Annotated in this window: 16 protein-coding genes; 3 read left to right on the top strand and 13 right to left on the bottom strand. The window is 47.0% G+C overall.

The genetic code is table 11. The features are described 5' to 3' along the window. Nucleotides 1-17: 17 nt before the first annotated feature. The 8 genes from ACTSEZ_RS20365 to groES form a co-directional block, all read right to left on the bottom strand. Nucleotides 18-1,904 (bottom strand): alkaline phosphatase D family protein, encoded by a 1,887-nt coding sequence (locus ACTSEZ_RS20365; RefSeq protein WP_369736067.1) that lies wholly within the window; start codon nucleotides 1,902-1,904, stop codon nucleotides 18-20. Between the two features lie 464 nt (nucleotides 1,905-2,368). Beyond that, complete coding sequence (locus ACTSEZ_RS20360) at nucleotides 2,369-3,568, bottom strand: NAD(P)-dependent malic enzyme (protein ID WP_369736066.1); 1,200 nt, start codon at nucleotides 3,566-3,568, stop codon at nucleotides 2,369-2,371. An 18-nt stretch (nucleotides 3,569-3,586) separates the two neighbouring features. After that, nucleotides 3,587-4,912 (bottom strand): 2-hydroxycarboxylate transporter family protein, encoded by a 1,326-nt coding sequence (locus tag ACTSEZ_RS20355; protein WP_369736098.1) that lies wholly within the window; start codon nucleotides 4,910-4,912, stop codon nucleotides 3,587-3,589. 135 nt (nucleotides 4,913-5,047) lie between these two features. Beyond that, a complete protein-coding gene (locus tag ACTSEZ_RS20350; protein WP_369736065.1) occupies nucleotides 5,048-5,755 on the bottom strand; it encodes a response regulator in 708 nt (235 codons plus the stop codon). Next, nucleotides 5,752-7,353, bottom strand: coding sequence for a DcuS/MalK family sensor histidine kinase (gene dcuS, locus ACTSEZ_RS20345; protein ID WP_369736064.1), 1,602 nt, complete (start codon nucleotides 7,351-7,353; stop codon nucleotides 5,752-5,754). The genes ACTSEZ_RS20350 and dcuS overlap by 4 nt, the downstream gene beginning before the upstream one ends. Nucleotides 7,354-7,615: 262 nt before the next feature. Further along, entirely contained in the window at nucleotides 7,616-8,656 is a 1,041-nt protein-coding gene (locus ACTSEZ_RS20340) for an NAD(P)-dependent alcohol dehydrogenase (protein ID WP_369736063.1), read from the bottom strand. 351 nt (nucleotides 8,657-9,007) lie between these two features. Further along, nucleotides 9,008-10,636 carry a chaperonin GroEL gene (gene groL / locus ACTSEZ_RS20335; RefSeq protein ID WP_029286195.1) on the bottom strand — a complete coding sequence of 543 codons (1,629 nt, stop codon included), beginning with the start codon at nucleotides 10,634-10,636 and terminating at the stop codon, nucleotides 9,008-9,010. Between the two features lie 40 nt (nucleotides 10,637-10,676). Beyond that, a complete protein-coding gene (gene groES / locus ACTSEZ_RS20330) occupies nucleotides 10,677-10,961 on the bottom strand; it encodes a co-chaperone GroES (RefSeq protein ID WP_029286198.1) in 285 nt (94 codons plus the stop codon). Between the two features lie 279 nt (nucleotides 10,962-11,240). Between groES and ACTSEZ_RS20325 the strand changes: the two genes are divergently transcribed. Together ACTSEZ_RS20325 and ACTSEZ_RS20320 are read left to right on the top strand one after the other, a co-directional pair. Next, entirely contained in the window at nucleotides 11,241-11,975 is a 735-nt protein-coding gene (locus ACTSEZ_RS20325) for a CPBP family intramembrane glutamic endopeptidase (RefSeq protein ID WP_369736062.1), read from the top strand. 2 nt (nucleotides 11,976-11,977) lie between these two features. Then, nucleotides 11,978-12,175 (top strand): YdiK family protein, encoded by a 198-nt coding sequence (locus tag ACTSEZ_RS20320; RefSeq protein ID WP_369736061.1) that lies wholly within the window; start codon nucleotides 11,978-11,980, stop codon nucleotides 12,173-12,175. A 24-nt stretch (nucleotides 12,176-12,199) separates the two neighbouring features. On the opposite strand, the gene tatC is transcribed toward ACTSEZ_RS20320, so the two are convergent. The 4 genes from tatC to moaC are packed head-to-tail and all read right to left on the bottom strand — an operon-like array spanning nucleotide 12,200 to nucleotide 14,318. After that, nucleotides 12,200-12,949, bottom strand: a complete 750-nt coding sequence (gene tatC, locus ACTSEZ_RS20315; RefSeq protein ID WP_369736060.1) for a twin-arginine translocase subunit TatC — start codon at nucleotides 12,947-12,949, stop codon at nucleotides 12,200-12,202. An 18-nt stretch (nucleotides 12,950-12,967) separates the two neighbouring features. Then, nucleotides 12,968-13,147, bottom strand: coding sequence for a twin-arginine translocase TatA/TatE family subunit (locus ACTSEZ_RS20310; protein ID WP_369736059.1), 180 nt, complete (start codon nucleotides 13,145-13,147; stop codon nucleotides 12,968-12,970). A gap of 17 nt (nucleotides 13,148-13,164) precedes the next feature. Then, nucleotides 13,165-13,806: a redox-sensing transcriptional repressor Rex gene (locus tag ACTSEZ_RS20305; RefSeq protein WP_029286208.1), complete on the bottom strand. Its 642-nt coding sequence runs from the start codon at nucleotides 13,804-13,806 to the stop codon at nucleotides 13,165-13,167. After that, nucleotides 13,803-14,318 carry a cyclic pyranopterin monophosphate synthase MoaC gene (moaC, locus tag ACTSEZ_RS20300; RefSeq protein ID WP_369736058.1) on the bottom strand — a complete coding sequence of 172 codons (516 nt, stop codon included), beginning with the start codon at nucleotides 14,316-14,318 and terminating at the stop codon, nucleotides 13,803-13,805. Before moaC ends, ACTSEZ_RS20305 begins: the two co-directional genes overlap by 4 nt. Nucleotides 14,319-14,471: 153 nt before the next feature. Here moaC and ACTSEZ_RS20295 point away from each other — a divergent pair, with 153 nt between their 5' ends. Then, entirely contained in the window at nucleotides 14,472-16,388 is a 1,917-nt protein-coding gene (locus ACTSEZ_RS20295; protein ID WP_369736057.1) for an ABC-F family ATP-binding cassette domain-containing protein, read from the top strand. 227 nt (nucleotides 16,389-16,615) lie between these two features. Here the strand turns inward: ACTSEZ_RS20295 and ACTSEZ_RS20290 are convergent. After that, on the bottom strand, nucleotides 16,616-17,120 hold a 505-nt coding region (locus ACTSEZ_RS20290), incomplete at its 5' end, for a Kae1-like domain-containing protein (RefSeq protein WP_442504694.1).

The raw sequence follows: 17,120 nt of genomic DNA, 5'->3' as shown, positions 1-17,120 counted from the left end.
GTAACGCCTCCTGTTTTTTAAAGTATGCTTCCTTTTAAAACATTTATTTTCACTTCACCATTTGGCACTTCACATTGCCAAAGCAGTTTTTTAGTCGCTTCCGGCTTTTCGATATTGTCTACAGAATAGGCCGTCCATGTTGCTTTTGTCTTACTGAGCTGCAGCACGGCATATCCGTGAGTAGTGCTGTCAAATAAGTCAATCCATGGATTTTCGATTTTGACGATATTCTGAAGCTCTTTAAAAAGCAGCTCTGCTGTAAAAGTTGTAACGCTGCTGAATTTCCCTTTTAACAGTTTCACCAGCTCATCAGCTGCGTCCATTGGAATTGGACTGGAAACGTCAGGTATTGAGTTCATGGAGTTGCGAAGGGATTCTCTCAAGTTACTGGATGTGACTGAACCGACCATCAGCTCCACACCGAACTTTTCACCGCCGCGTTTATATTCATTTTGCATGTAAGATGCTTCGAACGTGTGGAAATCACCGGTAAGCGCAAGGAAGTTTTTGATTCCATTGTCAAGCACCGTTTGGGCAATCTGCTGTCTTTCATAAGCATAGCCGTCCCATGCATCAAGGTTCAGATATCTCCCCAGCGCTTTCAATTGTGTTACTTGCACTTCATTGCCCCAGATCTTCCACGTTCCTTTGGCGTTTTTCAGCTCATTTAAGAACCACTCTTTCTGAGTTTTCCCGAGCATCGTACGGCTCGAAAGGTTAATATCCTCACACCCGCCTGCCAGGTAGCGGTCCAGCGTGCCTTGTCCGCAAGGGTGCGCACTTCGGTATAGGCGTTCATCAGTCATGATGATCGATGCAAGATTTCCGAGCGTAATCGTACGGTAGATTTTAACAGAATCCTCAAAAGTTCCATTCGGATTGTAAGGGACACGCGCCGGAATGTATTCAAACCATACCTGATTTGCAACGAGCCTGCGGGCCGGATCGGATTCCGGATTATCATCCGGTGCGACGGCCGGATAATACGTGTCGTTGGCAAACTCATGGTCATCCCAGATTCCGATCATGGCATGCTTTTCATGAAGCTTTTGCAGATCCTTGTCCGAACGGTACGTCTGGTACAGCTTGCGGTAGTCCCCAATCGTGAACGCCTTGCTCTGACCGCTCGGCAGCTTTATTTGGCGGCCGTCAATATTCCCCTGGTAGGCAGCGTCGCCGACCGACTCATAAATGTAGTCTCCGAGATGAAGGAAAAAGTCCATTTCCTCATCGGCCATGTGGCCTAGTGCGTTAAAATAGCCGTTGGTGTAATCCTGGCACGACACATATCCGATCGATGCAGACTGCACATCCGCTCCTTCTTGCGGCAGTGTCTTGAAACGGGCTGTCTTACTGACAAGTCCGCTCTTTGTAATGAACCGGTAATAGTACGTCTGGCTGGAAGCGAGCTCACCATCCAGGTCAACACGCACGACATGATCATGGTCCTTCCAGATCGGAGAGAAGCCTCTCATTTCCACTTCAGAAAAATCTTCTTTTTTACTTATCTCAAACATAATGAATTTACCTTGATTAATGCCGTCTTCTAAAGAAGCATCGTTTGCAGCTTCATTTTCAAGCCAGTAAATGACTTCACTGGAGAATTCCTTATTCGTTAAACCAGTCTCCAAAGAAGGATCAACCCTTGTCCAAAGCATCGCACCCGTCGGCGTCGGATCACCTGACGCAACAGACTGCGGGAACCCTTTCCCTATAGCTTGTGATGCAGCATATGGCTGAACCGCTGTTGCCGCTTCCGCACGGGAAACCATCGACGTCAAACGGGAGATTCCGGACGTCTCCAATGCCATAACCGCAGATCCTGCCAAGAAATACTTCAGGAACGTCCTGCGTGATTTATCGTAATGATTGCCTGATTGATGCTGATCATGATTCTTGTCCAAGGTAATTCCTCCTTCAAGATGTCTTCACCCATGATTCTACCGGCTCAATTTAAAGGCAGTAATAAGGACTTATTACAAGGCGTTTATAAGAATGTAAAGGGGAGGTAAAAAGCGGTGAAGGATTTGGATTATTTTAAAAAGATTTGTATTGGAGGAAATAAGAGGAATAAATAGAGCGTTTCTAGATGAATCAAGCTGCAGTCAGAGTGTTATGTACGAAAAGAGACTGAGATAAAACATTAGGCCGGTTGAATGGCACTAATTTTAAACTAGCTAATTCGTACGGTATCTGACCACAAGTCACTGATTATAACGTACGAAAGAGCGGGTATCTTACGCTACAGGAGACTGGTAAAAAACCACAACACAGTGTGACATATATAAATAAAAAAAGGTGAATTTGAGCAGTTTCCACTCAAATTCACCCTGATTCATTTCTTTCCAAGACTCTTGTTAATCCTTCATCAAACTTCCTGAAGCTTTCCGATCCTTGCAACTCCTGCAGCAACTGCAGCTTCACCGACAGCAGCAGCGACGCTTGAGACAACTCTTGGATCGAGAGCATCCGGAATAATGTAGTTCGGGTTCAGCTCATCTTCGGTTATAAGCTCCGCAATGGCGCGGGCGGCTGCGAGGTTCATTTCCATCGTGATATCGACAGCCCGGACATCAAGGGCACCCCGGAAAATGCCGGGGAAAGCAAGAACATTGTTGACCTGATTCGGGAAGTCCGAACGGCCGGTGCCGACGACCGCCGCACCTGCAGAGAGCGCTTCTTCAGGGAAGATTTCAGGGGTCGGATTGGCAAGTGCCAGCACAATGGCATCCCGATTCATGGTTTGAACCAATTCTCCGGTCAGAGCACCGGGTCCGGATACACCAATGAACACATCCGCTCCGGCAATGGCATCTTTCAGTGTCCCGCGGGTTCTTGCACGGTTTGTTTCCTCTGCGATTTTTGCCTGGCTTGGATTCATCCATTCCTCGCCCGGGCAGAGAATGCCTTCAAGGCTGACCAGGGTGATATCCTGTATCCCTGCTTCAAGGAGGAGCTTCGCAATGGCAATGCCGGCAGAGCCTGCTCCATTCAGCACCAGCTTGATTTCCTCCTGTTTTTTCTTCACAAGCCGCAGTGCATTGATCAGTGCAGCGTAGACAACAATGGCCGTTCCATGCTGGTCATCATGAAAAACCGGGATGTTCAGCTCTTTTTTCAGTCTCTCTTCAATTTCAAAGCAGCGCGGGGCTGCAATATCCTCAAGGTTTACGCCCCCGAAGGTCGGTTCAAGTGCTTTGACGATTTTCACGATTTCATCCGGATCTTTTTCGTCAAGACAGATCGGGAAAGCATCGACTCCACCGAACTGCTTAAAGAGCATAGACTTTCCTTCCATGACCGGCATGGCGGCTTCAGGGCCAATATCTCCCATGCCAAGTACGGCGGTTCCGTCCGTCACGATGGCGACCATGTTGCTGCGCGCCGTCAGACTGAAGCTTTCTTCGCTGTTCTCAGCAATCTTGCGGCATGATTCTGCTACGCCGGGTGTGTAGGCCAGGCTTAAATCCTGGGCCGATTGAATATCCATTTTTCCAGTAATCTCTATTTTTCCCGCCAGTTCCTGATGGAGCTTTAGGGCTTTTTCTCTTATCAATGCTTCATTCAATGTAAACAGTCTCCTTTTTTAACCGAGTAATTTCATAAGCAGGATCGCGATGATCACTGTTGATGCACCGCCGAGTCTTGTTGCAACCTGTGCGAACGGCATGAGCGACATCCGGTTGGAAGCTGACAGAATCGCCACATCTCCGGTTCCTCCAAGGCCGCTGTGGCAGCCTGTCACAATGGCCGAGTCGACCGGATACATCTTCATCAGCTTGCCTGTGAAATAACCGGTAGTTACCATTGCAGCAACAACGCTGATGCAGACTAGAATATAGCCGGGCGTTACAATCTGCACAACATCTTCAAGAGGAATGTACAGCATGCCAAGTCCAACCATAAGCGGCCATGTCAGGCTGGTTGAGATGAACTTGTACAAGTGGAACGATCCCTGCTCCATCTTGGCCGGAAGAAGCTGAAAACATTTCACCAGCGTTGCGGCGACAATCATCAGCACCGGTCCCGGAATTCCGAGAAATTTGTGCGCGAGTCCTCCGAAAATGAAGAACGTGCAGGCAATCAGAAGTCCTGCTCCCATCAGCGAAAAGTCGATTTTATTGAATTTAGACTCATCTTCTTTGAACGTGTTTCCATCTTTCGATTTCACAAGGACGCCGTTTCCGGTCAAATCCGGTCTGCGTTCTCCAAGATTTTTCATCAGACCTGCGAAGATGATGGCGGCAATGTTTCCAATTACGGCTGCGGGAATCATCTGGGACACATAGCTTTCAGGCGATCCTCCAAGAATCTGCGAATAGCCCAGCGACAGCGGGAGAATACCTTCCCCGATGCCTCCTCCGATGATCGGCACGACAATATAAAAGAATGTGTGCTTCATGCTGTAGCCGAACAGAGATCCTACGAGCATGGCCGCTGCCACAGATGCAAGCGTACCAAGAACGAGCGGGACAAACATCCTCATAAACCCTTGAATCAGAAGGCTCCGCGTCATTCCGAGGATGCTTCCTGCGACTAAAATGGAGATATAAAGATATAAAAAGTTGGATGTTTTCATTAATGTGGTGACGGCTTCCATGGAAGCGGGATTCAGAACATTGTAAAATACGAGAATGGACGGAACCAGCAGCGACAGAATCGCCGGTCCTCCAATGCTTTTCAGAATGGGAATTTTCATGCCCAGGTCCCCAAGCAGAATTCCCATGACCATAATAAGGGCAAATCCCCCAATCATGTCAGCGGGAAGTTCGTTGTTCACTGCCGCCCCGTAGACAATAAGAGCTATGACAAGGTAAACCGGCAGCGGAATGACACCGATCTTCAGTTGGTTGATTTTGTACCATAGGCCTTTTCTTTTTTGCTGTTCCGCTTCAAAAGGAAGCGTTTTCATTGCGTTTGCTGATTTCAAAGGAATAACCTCCTGTCTCTTCTTTCCCTATCATAGGAGAGAAAACGGGAGAATCCTAGTTTATGAAACTTATGAAAGCGTTAGTCAAATTAAAAAAAGCAAGCGGAGAGCATCCGCTTACATATACTGGTTCATTATGTGAATTTTGGATTGATTGACTGAATGCTGATAAACAGGTCTGCCGATTGTCCCGTAGCTGACTTTGACATTCAGCACCCCGGCGTCAATCAGAAACTTCAAGTATTTCCGGACCGAGACGCGGGATATGCCCACCTTGCTGACGAGATCGTCTATGGAAAAATGCTCAGCTTCAAGCTCAAGAATGGCTGTCCAGGTAAGCTTCAGTGTTTCCTGTGTCAGACCTTTCGGAAGGTCCTCCGGCAAATGCCGCTCCTCTTTGCGGAGCAGCATCTCATCCAGGTCTTTCTGGCTTAGAACCTGCTGCTTCAGGATAAAAGAGGCCTTTTCCCTGTATGCCGAAAGCGCCTCGTGAAACCTTTCGTACTCAAACGGTTTAATCAGATAATCCACTGCACCAAGCCTGAGAGCCTTCTGCACACGGTCAATATCGGAGGCTGCAGAGATGACGATAACATCTATCTCCTTCTTTTTTTCCCGGATATACGCCAACAGATCGAGTCCGCTTTTACCCGGCATAAAGATATCCAGAAGAATCAGGTCTATCTGGCTGTTTTCAAGAGCCGCAACAGCTTCTCCGACCGAGGTGCAGACGGCTGCCAGTTCGAATCCGCCGGACTGGGCCAAATACCGCTTATTGAACTCGGCCACCATCGGATCATCTTCTACAATCATCACCCTGGTCATGACGTGCCACCTTTGCTTTCGTATGGGATGTAAACGGCCACTTTCGTTCCCCTTCCTTCTTTTGATTGAATCTCCATGTCTCCATCAAGCCTTGAAAGACTCTCGCGGACTAAGTGCAAACCGATCCCGCGGTCACTGCCTTTCGTAGAAAAACCCTTTTCAAAGATCCGGCTTTGGATGTCGTCACTCATTCCGCTGCCTGTATCCTTCACTTCCACAGTCAAGATCTCATCGCCATAGTCAAAATGGACACTGACCTTTTTGTGCGGAGAATGCTCAACGGCTGCGAGTGAGTTGTCAATTAAATTTCCGATAATGGTAATCAGCTCGTGGGTGAGGTGCTCCTCCCCTTCCGGCACAGGATAACCGGTCGTGTAGACAAGCTCCGCTCCCTCTTCCCTGGCTTTGCTGACCTTACCGATTAAAAAGCCTGCGAGCACCGGATCTTTTATCTTCCTTGAAATGGAGCCGATTTCGCCCTGATGATGCCCCACAACTCCGCTGATGTAGCCTGCCAGCTCCTCATAATGCTTCATATGGACCATCCCTAAAATGACATGCAGTTTATTCATGAATTCATGTGATTGCGCTCTGAGAGCATCCGCATAAAGCCTCACACCGGTAAGCTGCTCGGCGAGCTGGCTGATTTCCGTTTTATCACGGAATGTCGCTACCGCCCCGACCGTTTTGCCGTCCAGAATGACCGGCACCCTGTTGGTAAGAAGCGTGATGCCTTTTAATTCCTGCTCTTCATCAAGTTCCGGTTTCCCTGTCTGCAGCACCCGCTTCAGAGTGGAAGACGGCATATAGTCATTAATATCCTTCCCCACCGGATTTTGAATCGTCAGCCCCGCCTTATGCACGAGCTTTTCCGCCGCTTTATTCACAAGAGTAATGTTGGCATCCTGATCGACGGCTATGACTCCTTCCCGGACAGACTGAAGAACAGCACTCCTCTCCTGCAGAAGCTTGGCAATCGCAAACGGCTCCAGTCCGAACAGAATTTTCTTAATGTACTTCGCAAGGAAAACCGCTCCTGCCATTCCGGCAAGAATTCCAAGAACCGTTCCAATCAGGATATTTTCCCGGCTCTTTTCCGCCGCATCATTTACCTCCTCAAGAGAGATCCCGACCGCAGCGGCACCGACTTCCACTCCTTCTGCGTTAAAAATCGGAGTAAAAGACCGGAGCGACCGTCCAAGTGTCCCCTCTGATATGCTTGTATATGCTTTCCCTCTTAATACTTCCTCTTCATCTCCGCCGACAAACGGCTTCCCGACCTTCGCTGGATCAGGATGGGAAAGCCGCGTCCCCTTCATATCCATAATCACGACAAATTGAACACCCGAAGCCATGCGGACTTGATTGGCGTAATCCTGCACGGCCGCCTTATCTCCCTTTCCGTCCAGCGCGTCAATAATCAGCGGCGTTTCCGCCATGATCCTCGCTACATTCCCGGCCTTTTCCTCCTGGTTTCTCTCGCTGTTCTCCGTCACCGTGCTTGTTACAAGCAAATTGGTCACTAAAAGAGAAAGGGCAACAACCGCACAGACAAACACCGTAATCGTTACCTGAAGACTCCATTTTCCTTTCTTCATCCACTCACCTCTAGTTTCTGTACACTCATTATACAGAAAGGACACAGATGTTTCAGGAAAGCGTCCTCTGCTTTTCAAAACGAGGTTTATGATGCTTCGTTCTTCTCCATAAAAAAGAAGCCTTCCATATCGAAAGCCTCCCGGTGTGTGAAGCTAACATTCGCATGTGCAACCCATCGCGGCCCCCGCTTCTTTACCTTAAGCATACAGAAAAAGGGTGTCCAAAGATTGACCTTCGAACACCCTTAACGTCACTGCTGCCTTACATAGTGCTGATATCAATGACAAACCGGTACTTTACATCTGAATTCAATACACGATCGTATGCTTCATTAATTTGATCGGCAGAGATGACTTCAATTTCAGGACCAATGTTATGTTCAGCGCAGAAGTCCAGCATCTCCTGCGTCTCACGAATCCCGCCAATTAATGATCCCGCAAACGAACGGCGGTGACCTATCAGAGAGAACACGTTTAATGAAAGCGGTTCTGCAGGTGCACCGACGTTTACCATACTTCCATCGAGAGTCAGAAGGGAAAGATAATCATCCAGCTTCAGCTTGGCACTTACCGTGTTAATAATCAGGTCAAACGTGCCGGCAAGCTTTTCAAACGTCTCCGGATCACTAGTTGCATAGTAATCCGCCGCTCCAAACCGCATACCGTCTTCTTTTTTCTTCAAGGTTTGGGACAGCACCGTCACTTCAGCACCCATAGCATGCGCAATCTTAACAGCCATATGGCCAAGACCGCCGAGACCGACAATCGCTACCTTTTTGCCCGGACCTGCCTTCCAGTGATGCAGCGGAGAAAAGGTCGTAATACCCGCACAAAGAAGAGGTGCAGCCTGATCAAGCTCGATATTATCCGGAATGCTCAGCACAAAGTCCTCGACTACAACAATATGAGTAGAATAACCGCCCTGAGTCGGCTCCCCGTATTTATCAACACCAGCGTAGGTAGGAATGTTTCCTTTCAGGCAGTATTGTTCCTCCCCTTTCTGGCAGTTTTCACAATCACCGCAGGAGTCTACCATACAGCCAACCCCTACGCGGTCCCCGACCTTGTATTTCGTAACCTCGGGTCCTACATCCGTGACAATCCCCGCAATCTCATGTCCCGGTACGAGCGGATAATTCACCTCGCCCCATTCCCCGTGCGCCGTATGAATGTCAGAATGGCAGATCCCCGCAAATTTAATTTCAATCAATACATCTTTCGAATCCAAATCGCGGCGCGTAATCTCAGCCTCTTTAAAAGGTTTGTCCGGCCCGTCAACAGCTCTTGCTTTAGCAGTAATCATAGAAAAACCTCCAGTAGTAATAGTTTCATAATAAGAGAAAGCAAAGTACAGAGGGAGAATCCTCTCTAATCTCTATACCTCTTTTTGCTCTTGTGAAACCATGGTAACTGTTAGAGTTGACTGTAGATCAAGTGTTAATGTTTTTGTCTGGCGGTTTTGAATTGCATACAACAATGTCTTATCACTTTTGTAAACTTATGTCCACGCCTTACAGATGCTCAATTAACTAAGTATGTCCATCTCCACCTAACATAAGAAATAAAAAAAAGAGGCTTCCCAGATCCTATTGGGAAGCCTCTCATTTTGTTTCTGACGATAGCATATGATGCTATTTCAGGTTTTGGGCATTGATTACATCATGCCGCCCATTCCACCCATGCCGCCCATATCAGGCATTGCAGGAGCGTTTTCTTCCGGCTTGTCAGCAACTACTGCTTCAGTAGTTAAGAACATAGCCGCTACAGATGCAGCGTTTTGAAGAGCTGAACGAGTTACTTTTGTCGGGTCAACGATACCGGCTTCGATCATGTTTACCCATGCGCCAGTTGCAGCGTTGAATCCAGTGCCTACTTCAGCATGCTTCAGGCGCTCAACGATAACGGAGCCTTCAAGGCCTGCGTTGTGTGCGATTTGGCGTACTGGCTCTTCAAGTGCGCGAAGAACGATGTTTACGCCTGTAGCGAAGTCGCCTTCTCCTTCAACAGATGCTACTTTGTTGTATACATTTACAAGGGCAGTACCACCGCCTGATACGATACCTTCTTCTACTGCAGCGCGAGTAGAGTTAAGGGCATCTTCAATGCGAAGTTTGCGCTCTTTTAGTTCTGTTTCAGTTGCAGCACCAACTTTGATGACTGCTACGCCGCCAGCTAATTTAGCTAGACGTTCTTGTAATTTTTCTTTATCGAACTCAGAAGTTGTTTCTTCTAATTGAGCACGGATTTGTTTTACGCGGCCTGCAATTTTGTCAGACTCGCCGGCGCCTTCAACGATTGTTGTGTTTTCTTTTGTTACAACAACTTTAGAAGCGCGGCCAAGCTGGGAGATGTTCGCTGATTTCAGGTCAAGGCCTAGGTCTTCAGTGATCACTTCTCCGCCTGTAAGAACAGAGATATCCTCAAGCATTGCTTTGCGGCGGTCGCCGAATCCAGGAGCTTTAACAGCTACTGCATTGAATGTTCCGCGAAGTTTGTTTACTACTAGAGTAGCAAGTGCTTCACCTTCAACATCCTCAGCAATCAATAGTAGAGGCTTGCCTTGTTGTACAACCTGCTCAAGTACAGGAAGGATCTCTTGAATGTTTGTGATTTTTTTGTCAGTGATTAAGATGTATGGGTTGTCTAGGACAGCTTCCATTTTGTCTGAATCAGTGACCATGTATGGAGATGCATATCCGCGGTCGAACTGCATACCTTCAACGACTTCAAGCTCTGTTGTGAAGCCTTTTGATTCTTCGATTGTGATAACGCCGTCGTTTCCAACGCGCTCCATTGCTTCAGCAATCAATTGTCCTACTTCATCGTCAGCAGCAGAAATCGCAGCTACTTGAGCAATGGATTCTTTGCTTTCGATAGGCTTAGAGATGGCTTTAAGCTCTTCTGTTGCAACAACCACCGCTTTTTCGATCCCTTTGCGGATACCCATTGGGTTAGCGCCTGCTGTTACGTTTTTAAGACCTTCGCGAATCATTGCCTGAGCAAGAACCGTTGCAGTTGTTGTACCGTCGCCTGCTACGTCGTTTGTTTTGCTTGCAACTTCAGCAACAAGCTTTGCACCCATGTTTTCGAATGCATCTTCAAGCTCGATTTCTTTTGCGATGGTTACACCGTCATTTGTGATTAGCGGAGATCCGAATTTTTTCTCAAGAACCACGTTGCGTCCTTTTGGTCCAAGTGTTACTTTTACAGCATTTGCAAGTGCGTCAACTCCGCGCAGCATTGCACGGCGAGCGTCTTCACTGAATTTAATGTCTTTAGCCATAATTTCTTACCTCCTGAAAATTTTTATGATATTTATAAAATTAGCCGATAACTGCTAAAATGTCGCTTTCGCGTAAGATTAAGTATTCAGCACCCTCATACTTCACTTCAGTACCAGAGTATTTTGAGAAGATAATACGATCGCCTTCTGCAACTTCAAGAGCAACACGCTCACCGTTGTCAAGCACACGACCAGTACCTACTGCTACAACTTTGCCCTCTTGCGGCTTTTCTTTCGCGCTGTCCGGCAATACGATTCCGCTGGCAGTCTTTTCTTCAGATTGTACAAGCTCAATTACGACACGATCACCTAATGGCTTTAACAAGTGAAACAACCTCCTCAAATTTCATTGATTTAAATTTTCTTATTTATTAGCACTCAGATGTCCCGAGTGCTAACACAAGTATTATATTATAGAATCTCTCACCCAAATTCAAGTGATAAGTCAAAAAAAAATGAAATCCTTATCAATTACATGATTCATCCCCATAAGGCATACCATAAAGGCGTTATCCTCCTACATGCTGCCCTGTTTATGGTACAATAATGCCTAGTTGACACATAAACATATGACCGATAATCGGCGAAAAAAGGAGTCATTCGATTGAAGAAAGAATACTGGCTAATCATTTTGACATACATCGTCATGCAGTTTTCAGGCATTCTTGGCATCCCGCTTCTCCTTAAGCTTGGTGTAGGCGAAGGCGAATCGATGAGAATGGCTCAGATTATGGCATCCGGATACTGGACCGTTTTCAGCTTTGCGGCTGCATTTGTCCTCGTCCTGTTTTTCATGCGCACCCACTTTAGAGACAACAAGGAATTAAGAGGTGACGCAGCCCCGGTAAGTGTGTCCATCCTATGGGCAGTGGCCGGAGTATTTTTGGCGCTGACTGTCCAAGTTCTCGCAGCCACAATTGAAACGAGAGTGCTCGGAATCCAAGGAGAGTCAGAGAATACGCAGATTATCATGGAAGTATTAAAGGTTACGCCTCTTCTTATCCTCGTCACTTCCATTATCGGACCGATATTAGAGGAAATCATTTTCAGAAAGATTCTGTTCGGCGCTCTCTATCAGCGCATGAATTTCTTCCTGTCGGCTTTGATCAGTTCAATCGTTTTTGCGCTTGTGCACGGTGAGCCGCAGCATCTGCTCCTGTACGGATCAATGGGCTTTGTCTTTGCTTTCCTGTATATCCGGACAAAGCGCCTGCTCGTACCAATCTTTGCGCATGTCGCCATGAATACACTGGTCGTGCTGCTGCAGTCGAACCGCGAACAGATTGAAGAAATGATGAAGAATGCGGAACAAATGCAATTTATTTTTGGAGGCATGTAAGAATGAGAACAAGCCCGGTATCGATGGGAATTTTCTACTTGGCAATGGGCATCCTGTTTACCTATCTTGCGGTAAACAGCTCGGAAAACGGTCTATGGTCTTTTCCGACCATCCTGCTGATGCTGATTGCAACATTTGACCTTGGAGTGGCATTCCGAATGTTTACTCTTTCGTATAAAGTGAAAACGAAGAAAAAATAAGAAAAAGGGTAATCCGTCAGCGGATTACCCTTCTTTATTTTCTTCCTCAAACTGTGTTTTCTGAGCTTTACGGTAGGCAAATCTTGAGACGAAAATACTGACTTCATACAAAATGAAAAGCGGCACAGACACCATGAGATGAGAGACAATCTCCGGAGGTGTGATGAGTGCTGCGATAACAAGCAGAATGAAGTATGCGTATTTCCTCACCTTTGACAGGAACATCGGTGTAACAATCCCGAGCCTTGTCAAAAACATGATGACAACCGGCAGCTGAAACAGCAGCCCAAACGGAATGGTCAGCTGAATGAGAAACTGAAAATACTCATTGATCCCGATGACCTGGTTAATATCAAGGTCATTTGAGAGCCGCTCCATAAAATCGACCACGAACGGAAACAGCAGGAAATACGAAAAGCTGAGACCGGCCAAAAACAGCCCGATAGAAATCGGGATATAGCTGAGCGTAACGCGGCGTTCTTTTTCATAGAGCCCCGGGCTGACAAAAGCCCAAAGCTGATAGAGAATGACCGGCGACGTCAGGATAAATGCGATGATAAAGGTAAACTGCATATAGACCATGATCGGGTCTGTCATGCGGAATGAATTAAGCGTCAAATTCTCTGCTTCTGTCGTATGCTGCAGATAAATAATGATCGGCTTTGCGAGTAAGAAGCCGGCAATCACAGCGAGAAACAGGAAAAAGACGGTGATGATGATCCTTTTTCTGAGCTCTGCAATGTGATCGACGACCGACATGTCGTTTTGTTTCATAACTGCTTTCATCCTATCTTACTTCTCTTCCTTCTTTTTGTCTTCATCATCGTCATCAGCTAGGCCTTTTGTGGCTGACTTGAACTCGCGCAGAGAATTTCCCACCGCTTTTCCGAGTTCCGGGAGCTTTTTTGGACCGAAGATTAATAAAGCAGCAAAAACGATCAGCAGCAGACTTCCAAATCCTATGTTCGGCATGGTTTTCACCTCTTTCTTTATGCATTCGGGTAATGTTTTAAAAAGTAGACGAGCGACTGCAGCTCGACGGCGAGATCGATATGGTGAATTCTGATTTCCTCCGGCACATTCAGTCTTGCCGGGGTAAAGTTCAAAATCCCCTTGATGCCCTTTGCAATCAGTCTGTCTGTAATTGCCTGGGCAGCCTGGGCAGGGACGGTCAGAATCGCAACGGTCACATCCTCAGGCAGGTGCTCTTCCATGTGATCAAGATGATAGATCGGCACGTCGCCGATTTCGGTGCCGATTTTATTTTCATCCACATCAAACGCAAGTGAAATCAGCGTATTGTTGTTTTTCGTGAAGTTATAATGAAGGAAAGCTGTGCCGAGGTTTCCCACTCCAATCAGCGTAACCTTTGTGACCTCGTCCTGATCTAGCGTCTTTCTGAAAAAAGACAGCAGGTAATTAACGTTGTAGCCGTATCCTTTTTTCCCTAGAGCTCCAAAGTAGGAAAAGTCCCTTCGGATGGTCGCGGAGTCGACCTTCACGGCATCGCTCAGTTCAGCCGATGACACCCGCTGCTTTCCTGAAGCATGCAGGTTTTTTAAAAAACGGTAGTATAAAGGCAGGCGTTTTGCCGTCGCCTGCGGAATTTTCGATTGTTCGATGTTGTTCACGTTCTAACCCCCACATTCAAAGATGCAGATTTATCTCTCTTGTAATCCCCATTCTTCCCGCCGGTTTTTTGAGATAAGTACGTCGGACCGATTACAAGTCCCTTGTCTAAAGCCTTGCACATATCATAAACCGTCAGTGCACAGACGGAAGCGGAAGTTAGCGCTTCCATTTCAACACCTGTACTTCCTTTTGTTTTGACTGTAGCATGTATGACAAGGCGGGCTTGTCCCTCGTCTTTTTCCCAGTCAAATGAGATATCGATTCCTTTAAGCGGGATCGGGTGGCACATCGGAATGATGTTCCATGTGTTCTTGGCAGCCATAATGCCGGCTACCTGCGCAACAGCAAGCACGTCGCCTTTTTCAAGCTGCTGGTTTACGATTTTCTCATGCACATCGATGCTCATGATGACGCTTGAAATCGCTTCGGCTGTGCGGACTGTTTCATTTTTTTCGGATATATCAACCATCCTGGCTCTGCCCTGCTGGTTAAAATGAGTAAAATTTGACATCTTTTTACGCCCCTCATACCTAGACTATACACTATTTTTACAAATCTGTCTTTTTACTTATTGTGACAAATACAAGCATCCGGAGGCCCCAATCATTGCGGGCACCCCGCGGATAAGCTACACTTAACCTATCATAGCATGAGGTGAAAAGACATGATTTTGCTGCAAATTAACCAGCTGACAAAATATTTTGCTGCTGATCTTATATTATCGAACATTAAACTTGAAGTACAAACGCGCGACAAGATTGCACTCGTCGGCCGCAACGGCGCCGGAAAATCAACTCTCCTGAAGATTATCGCGGGACAGCTTTCCTATGAATCAGGAGAGATCATCAAGCCGAAGGATGTCCGGATCGGCTATTTGGCCCAGGATACCGGCCTTGAATCCGAGCTTTCCATCTGGGATGAAATGATTTCCGTTTTCCAGCCTCTGAAGGATATGGAAAAAACGATGCGCAGCCTGGAGATGAAAATGGCTGAAACAGACCCTTCAAAACGGGAATTTCAGCAGCTGCTGAATGAATACGACCGTCTTCAGGTTGAATTTAAAGAAAAAGGCGGCTATCAATATGAAGCAGACATCCGTTCTGTTCTTCACGGACTCGGCTTCGCTGACTTTGACATCTCAACACCGATCCAGCGTTTGAGCGGAGGCCAGAAAACACGCCTTGCCCTTGGTAAGCTGCTTTTGACAAGCCCTGATCTGCTCGTGCTGGATGAACCGACGAACCATCTGGATATCGCAACGCTGTCATGGCTTGAGCAATACCTGCAAGGTTACAGCGGTGCCATTCTAATCGTATCCCATGACCGGTACTTCCTTGATAAGGTTGTCAACCAGGTTTATGAGATTTCACGGCACGCAAGCAGAAAGTACATCGGCAACTACAGCCGCTACCTCGAGCAGGCCGCTGAAAACTATGAACGAGAGCTCAAGCTCTTTGAAAAACAGCAGGATGAAGTGGCAAAACTGAAAGATTTTATCCAGCGGAACATGGCGAGAGCGTCTACCACCAAGCGCGCGCAAAGCCGCCAGAAAAAACTGCAGCGCATGGATCTGATGGACAGGCCGCTTGGGGATGAGAAGTCTGCCCACTTTAAATTTGATATCGAGCGGCAGAGCGGGAATGATGTATTAAAAGCGAATGAGATCGCCGTTTCCTATGATGGAGCGAATCCGATTATTTCAAATGTCTCTTTTTCCGTTTCACGGGGTGACAGCATCGCGCTCGTCGGGCCGAACGGAGTCGGAAAGTCCACACTATTGAAAACGATCATTGAAAGACTTGCTCCACTAAAAGGTTCATTTCAGCTTGGATCCGCCGTTAAGATCGGCTACTATGATCAGGAGCAGGCGAATCTGACGTCCAATAAACGCGTACTCGATGAATTATGGGATGACTACCCGATGCTCACCGAAAAGGAAATCCGCACCGTACTTGGAAACTTCCTTTTCTCCGGGGACGATGTCCTGAAAAATGTATCAACCTTGAGCGGTGGACAAAAGGCACGGCTTGCCCTTGCGAAGCTGATGCTGCAAAAAGCCAACCTGCTGATTCTGGATGAGCCGACAAACCACCTTGATCTCGACAGCAAGGAAGTGCTTGAAAACGCACTGATTGATTACCCGGGTACCATCCTATTTGTTTCCCATGACCGGTATTTCATCAACAGAATTGCGACTAAAGTTTACGAACTTGCGCCGGGCGGTGTAACCGAATACCTCGGAGATTACGATTACTATCAGCATAAAAAAGCAGAGCAGCTCGAGCTTGCTGCCTTGGATGCTGCCCCTGAAGTGAAAGAGAAAGAAAACGGAAATAAGCTTTCCTATGAACAGGAAAAAGAACTTAAAAAACAAGCGCGGCAAAAACAGCGGAAGCTTCAGGAAGTGGAAGAGCGTATTTCAGCTATTGAAGAAAAGGTAGAAGTAAATGAACAGCTCCTCTGCGATCCCGAGATCTATCAGGATCACACAAGAGTTCAGGAGATTAATCAGGAAAACGAAGCACTGCAGGAAGAGCTTGAACACCTGATGAACGAATGGGAGCACCTGCAGGAGGAATAAAAAATTGTGGATAAAAAAACTCAGCGCCATAACCGGTGCTGAGTTTTTTGTTATCCACAATCTCAAGTTCATGTTTTATAAGGTCTTATGAGAATTATACACATTATCCACATTTTAATGGTTTTTTATCCACATTATCCACAGGTTATCCCCTTCCATATTCCACAAGCTTTCATAAATTCTTGCATGAGTTATTGGACAGGTTGTGAATAACTTGTTGATAACCGTTAATTCGGAAGCTCAAGGCCTGGGTTTGCGTTCATTCTCATGGATCCTCTGTGTCCTTTTTCATAAAAAACGCTTCCTGCTGCTGCGATCATGGCTGCGTTGTCTGTACAGAGAGACAGCGGCGGGATAATAAGCTCAACATCCTGAAGACCGCTGAACGTTTCCGCAAGGGCTGCTCTCAGTCCGCGGTTTGCTGCAACACCGCCGGCAAGAAGAACTTGATTTACTCCGTACTTCTTCGCAGCTGCTGCTGTTTTTGTTACAAGCACATCAATGACACTTGCCTGAAAACTTGCAGCAAGGTCCTTTGGTTCAATCACTTCTCCGCGCTGTTCAGCATTGTGGAGAGTGTTAATAACCGCTGATTTCAGGCCGCTGAAGCTGAAGTTAAAGGAATCCGGCTCAAGCCATGCCCGCGGCAGATCAATGGATGGCGTTCCTTCTGCAGCCAAACGGTCGATGTGAGGGCCTCCGGGATATGGAAGCTTTAACGTTCTTGCTACC

Origin of the sequence: Metabacillus mesotrionivorans, from assembly GCF_052171315.1 — a bacterium.
Taxonomy (GTDB): domain Bacteria; phylum Bacillota; class Bacilli; order Bacillales; family Bacillaceae; genus Bacillus_P.
This window is presented reverse-complemented; position numbering and strand designations above follow the sequence as displayed.

Excerpts from the sequence above, each read along its gene's own strand:
- tatC (WP_369736060.1), bottom strand. The coding sequence starts at position 12,949 with ATGAAACAAAACGACATGTCGGTCGTCGATCACATTGCAGAGCTCAGA.
- ACTSEZ_RS20355 (WP_369736098.1), bottom strand. The coding sequence starts at position 4,912 with ATGAAAACGCTTCCTTTTGAAGCGGAACAGCAAAAAAGAAAAGGCCTA.
- groL (WP_029286195.1), bottom strand. The coding sequence starts at position 10,636 with ATGGCTAAAGACATTAAATTCAGTGAAGACGCTCGCCGTGCAATGCTG.
- ACTSEZ_RS20320 (WP_369736061.1), top strand. The coding sequence starts at position 11,978 with ATGAGAACAAGCCCGGTATCGATGGGAATTTTCTACTTGGCAATGGGC.
- ACTSEZ_RS20340 (WP_369736063.1), bottom strand. The coding sequence starts at position 8,656 with ATGATTACTGCTAAAGCAAGAGCTGTTGACGGGCCGGACAAACCTTTT.
- moaC (WP_369736058.1), bottom strand. The coding sequence starts at position 14,318 with ATGTCAAATTTTACTCATTTTAACCAGCAGGGCAGAGCCAGGATGGTT.
- ACTSEZ_RS20350 (WP_369736065.1), bottom strand. The coding sequence starts at position 5,755 with ATGACCAGGGTGATGATTGTAGAAGATGATCCGATGGTGGCCGAGTTC.
- dcuS (WP_369736064.1), bottom strand. The coding sequence starts at position 7,353 with ATGAAGAAAGGAAAATGGAGTCTTCAGGTAACGATTACGGTGTTTGTC.
- ACTSEZ_RS20310 (WP_369736059.1), bottom strand. The coding sequence starts at position 13,147 with ATGCCGAACATAGGATTTGGAAGTCTGCTGCTGATCGTTTTTGCTGCT.
- ACTSEZ_RS20295 (WP_369736057.1), top strand. The coding sequence starts at position 14,472 with ATGATTTTGCTGCAAATTAACCAGCTGACAAAATATTTTGCTGCTGAT.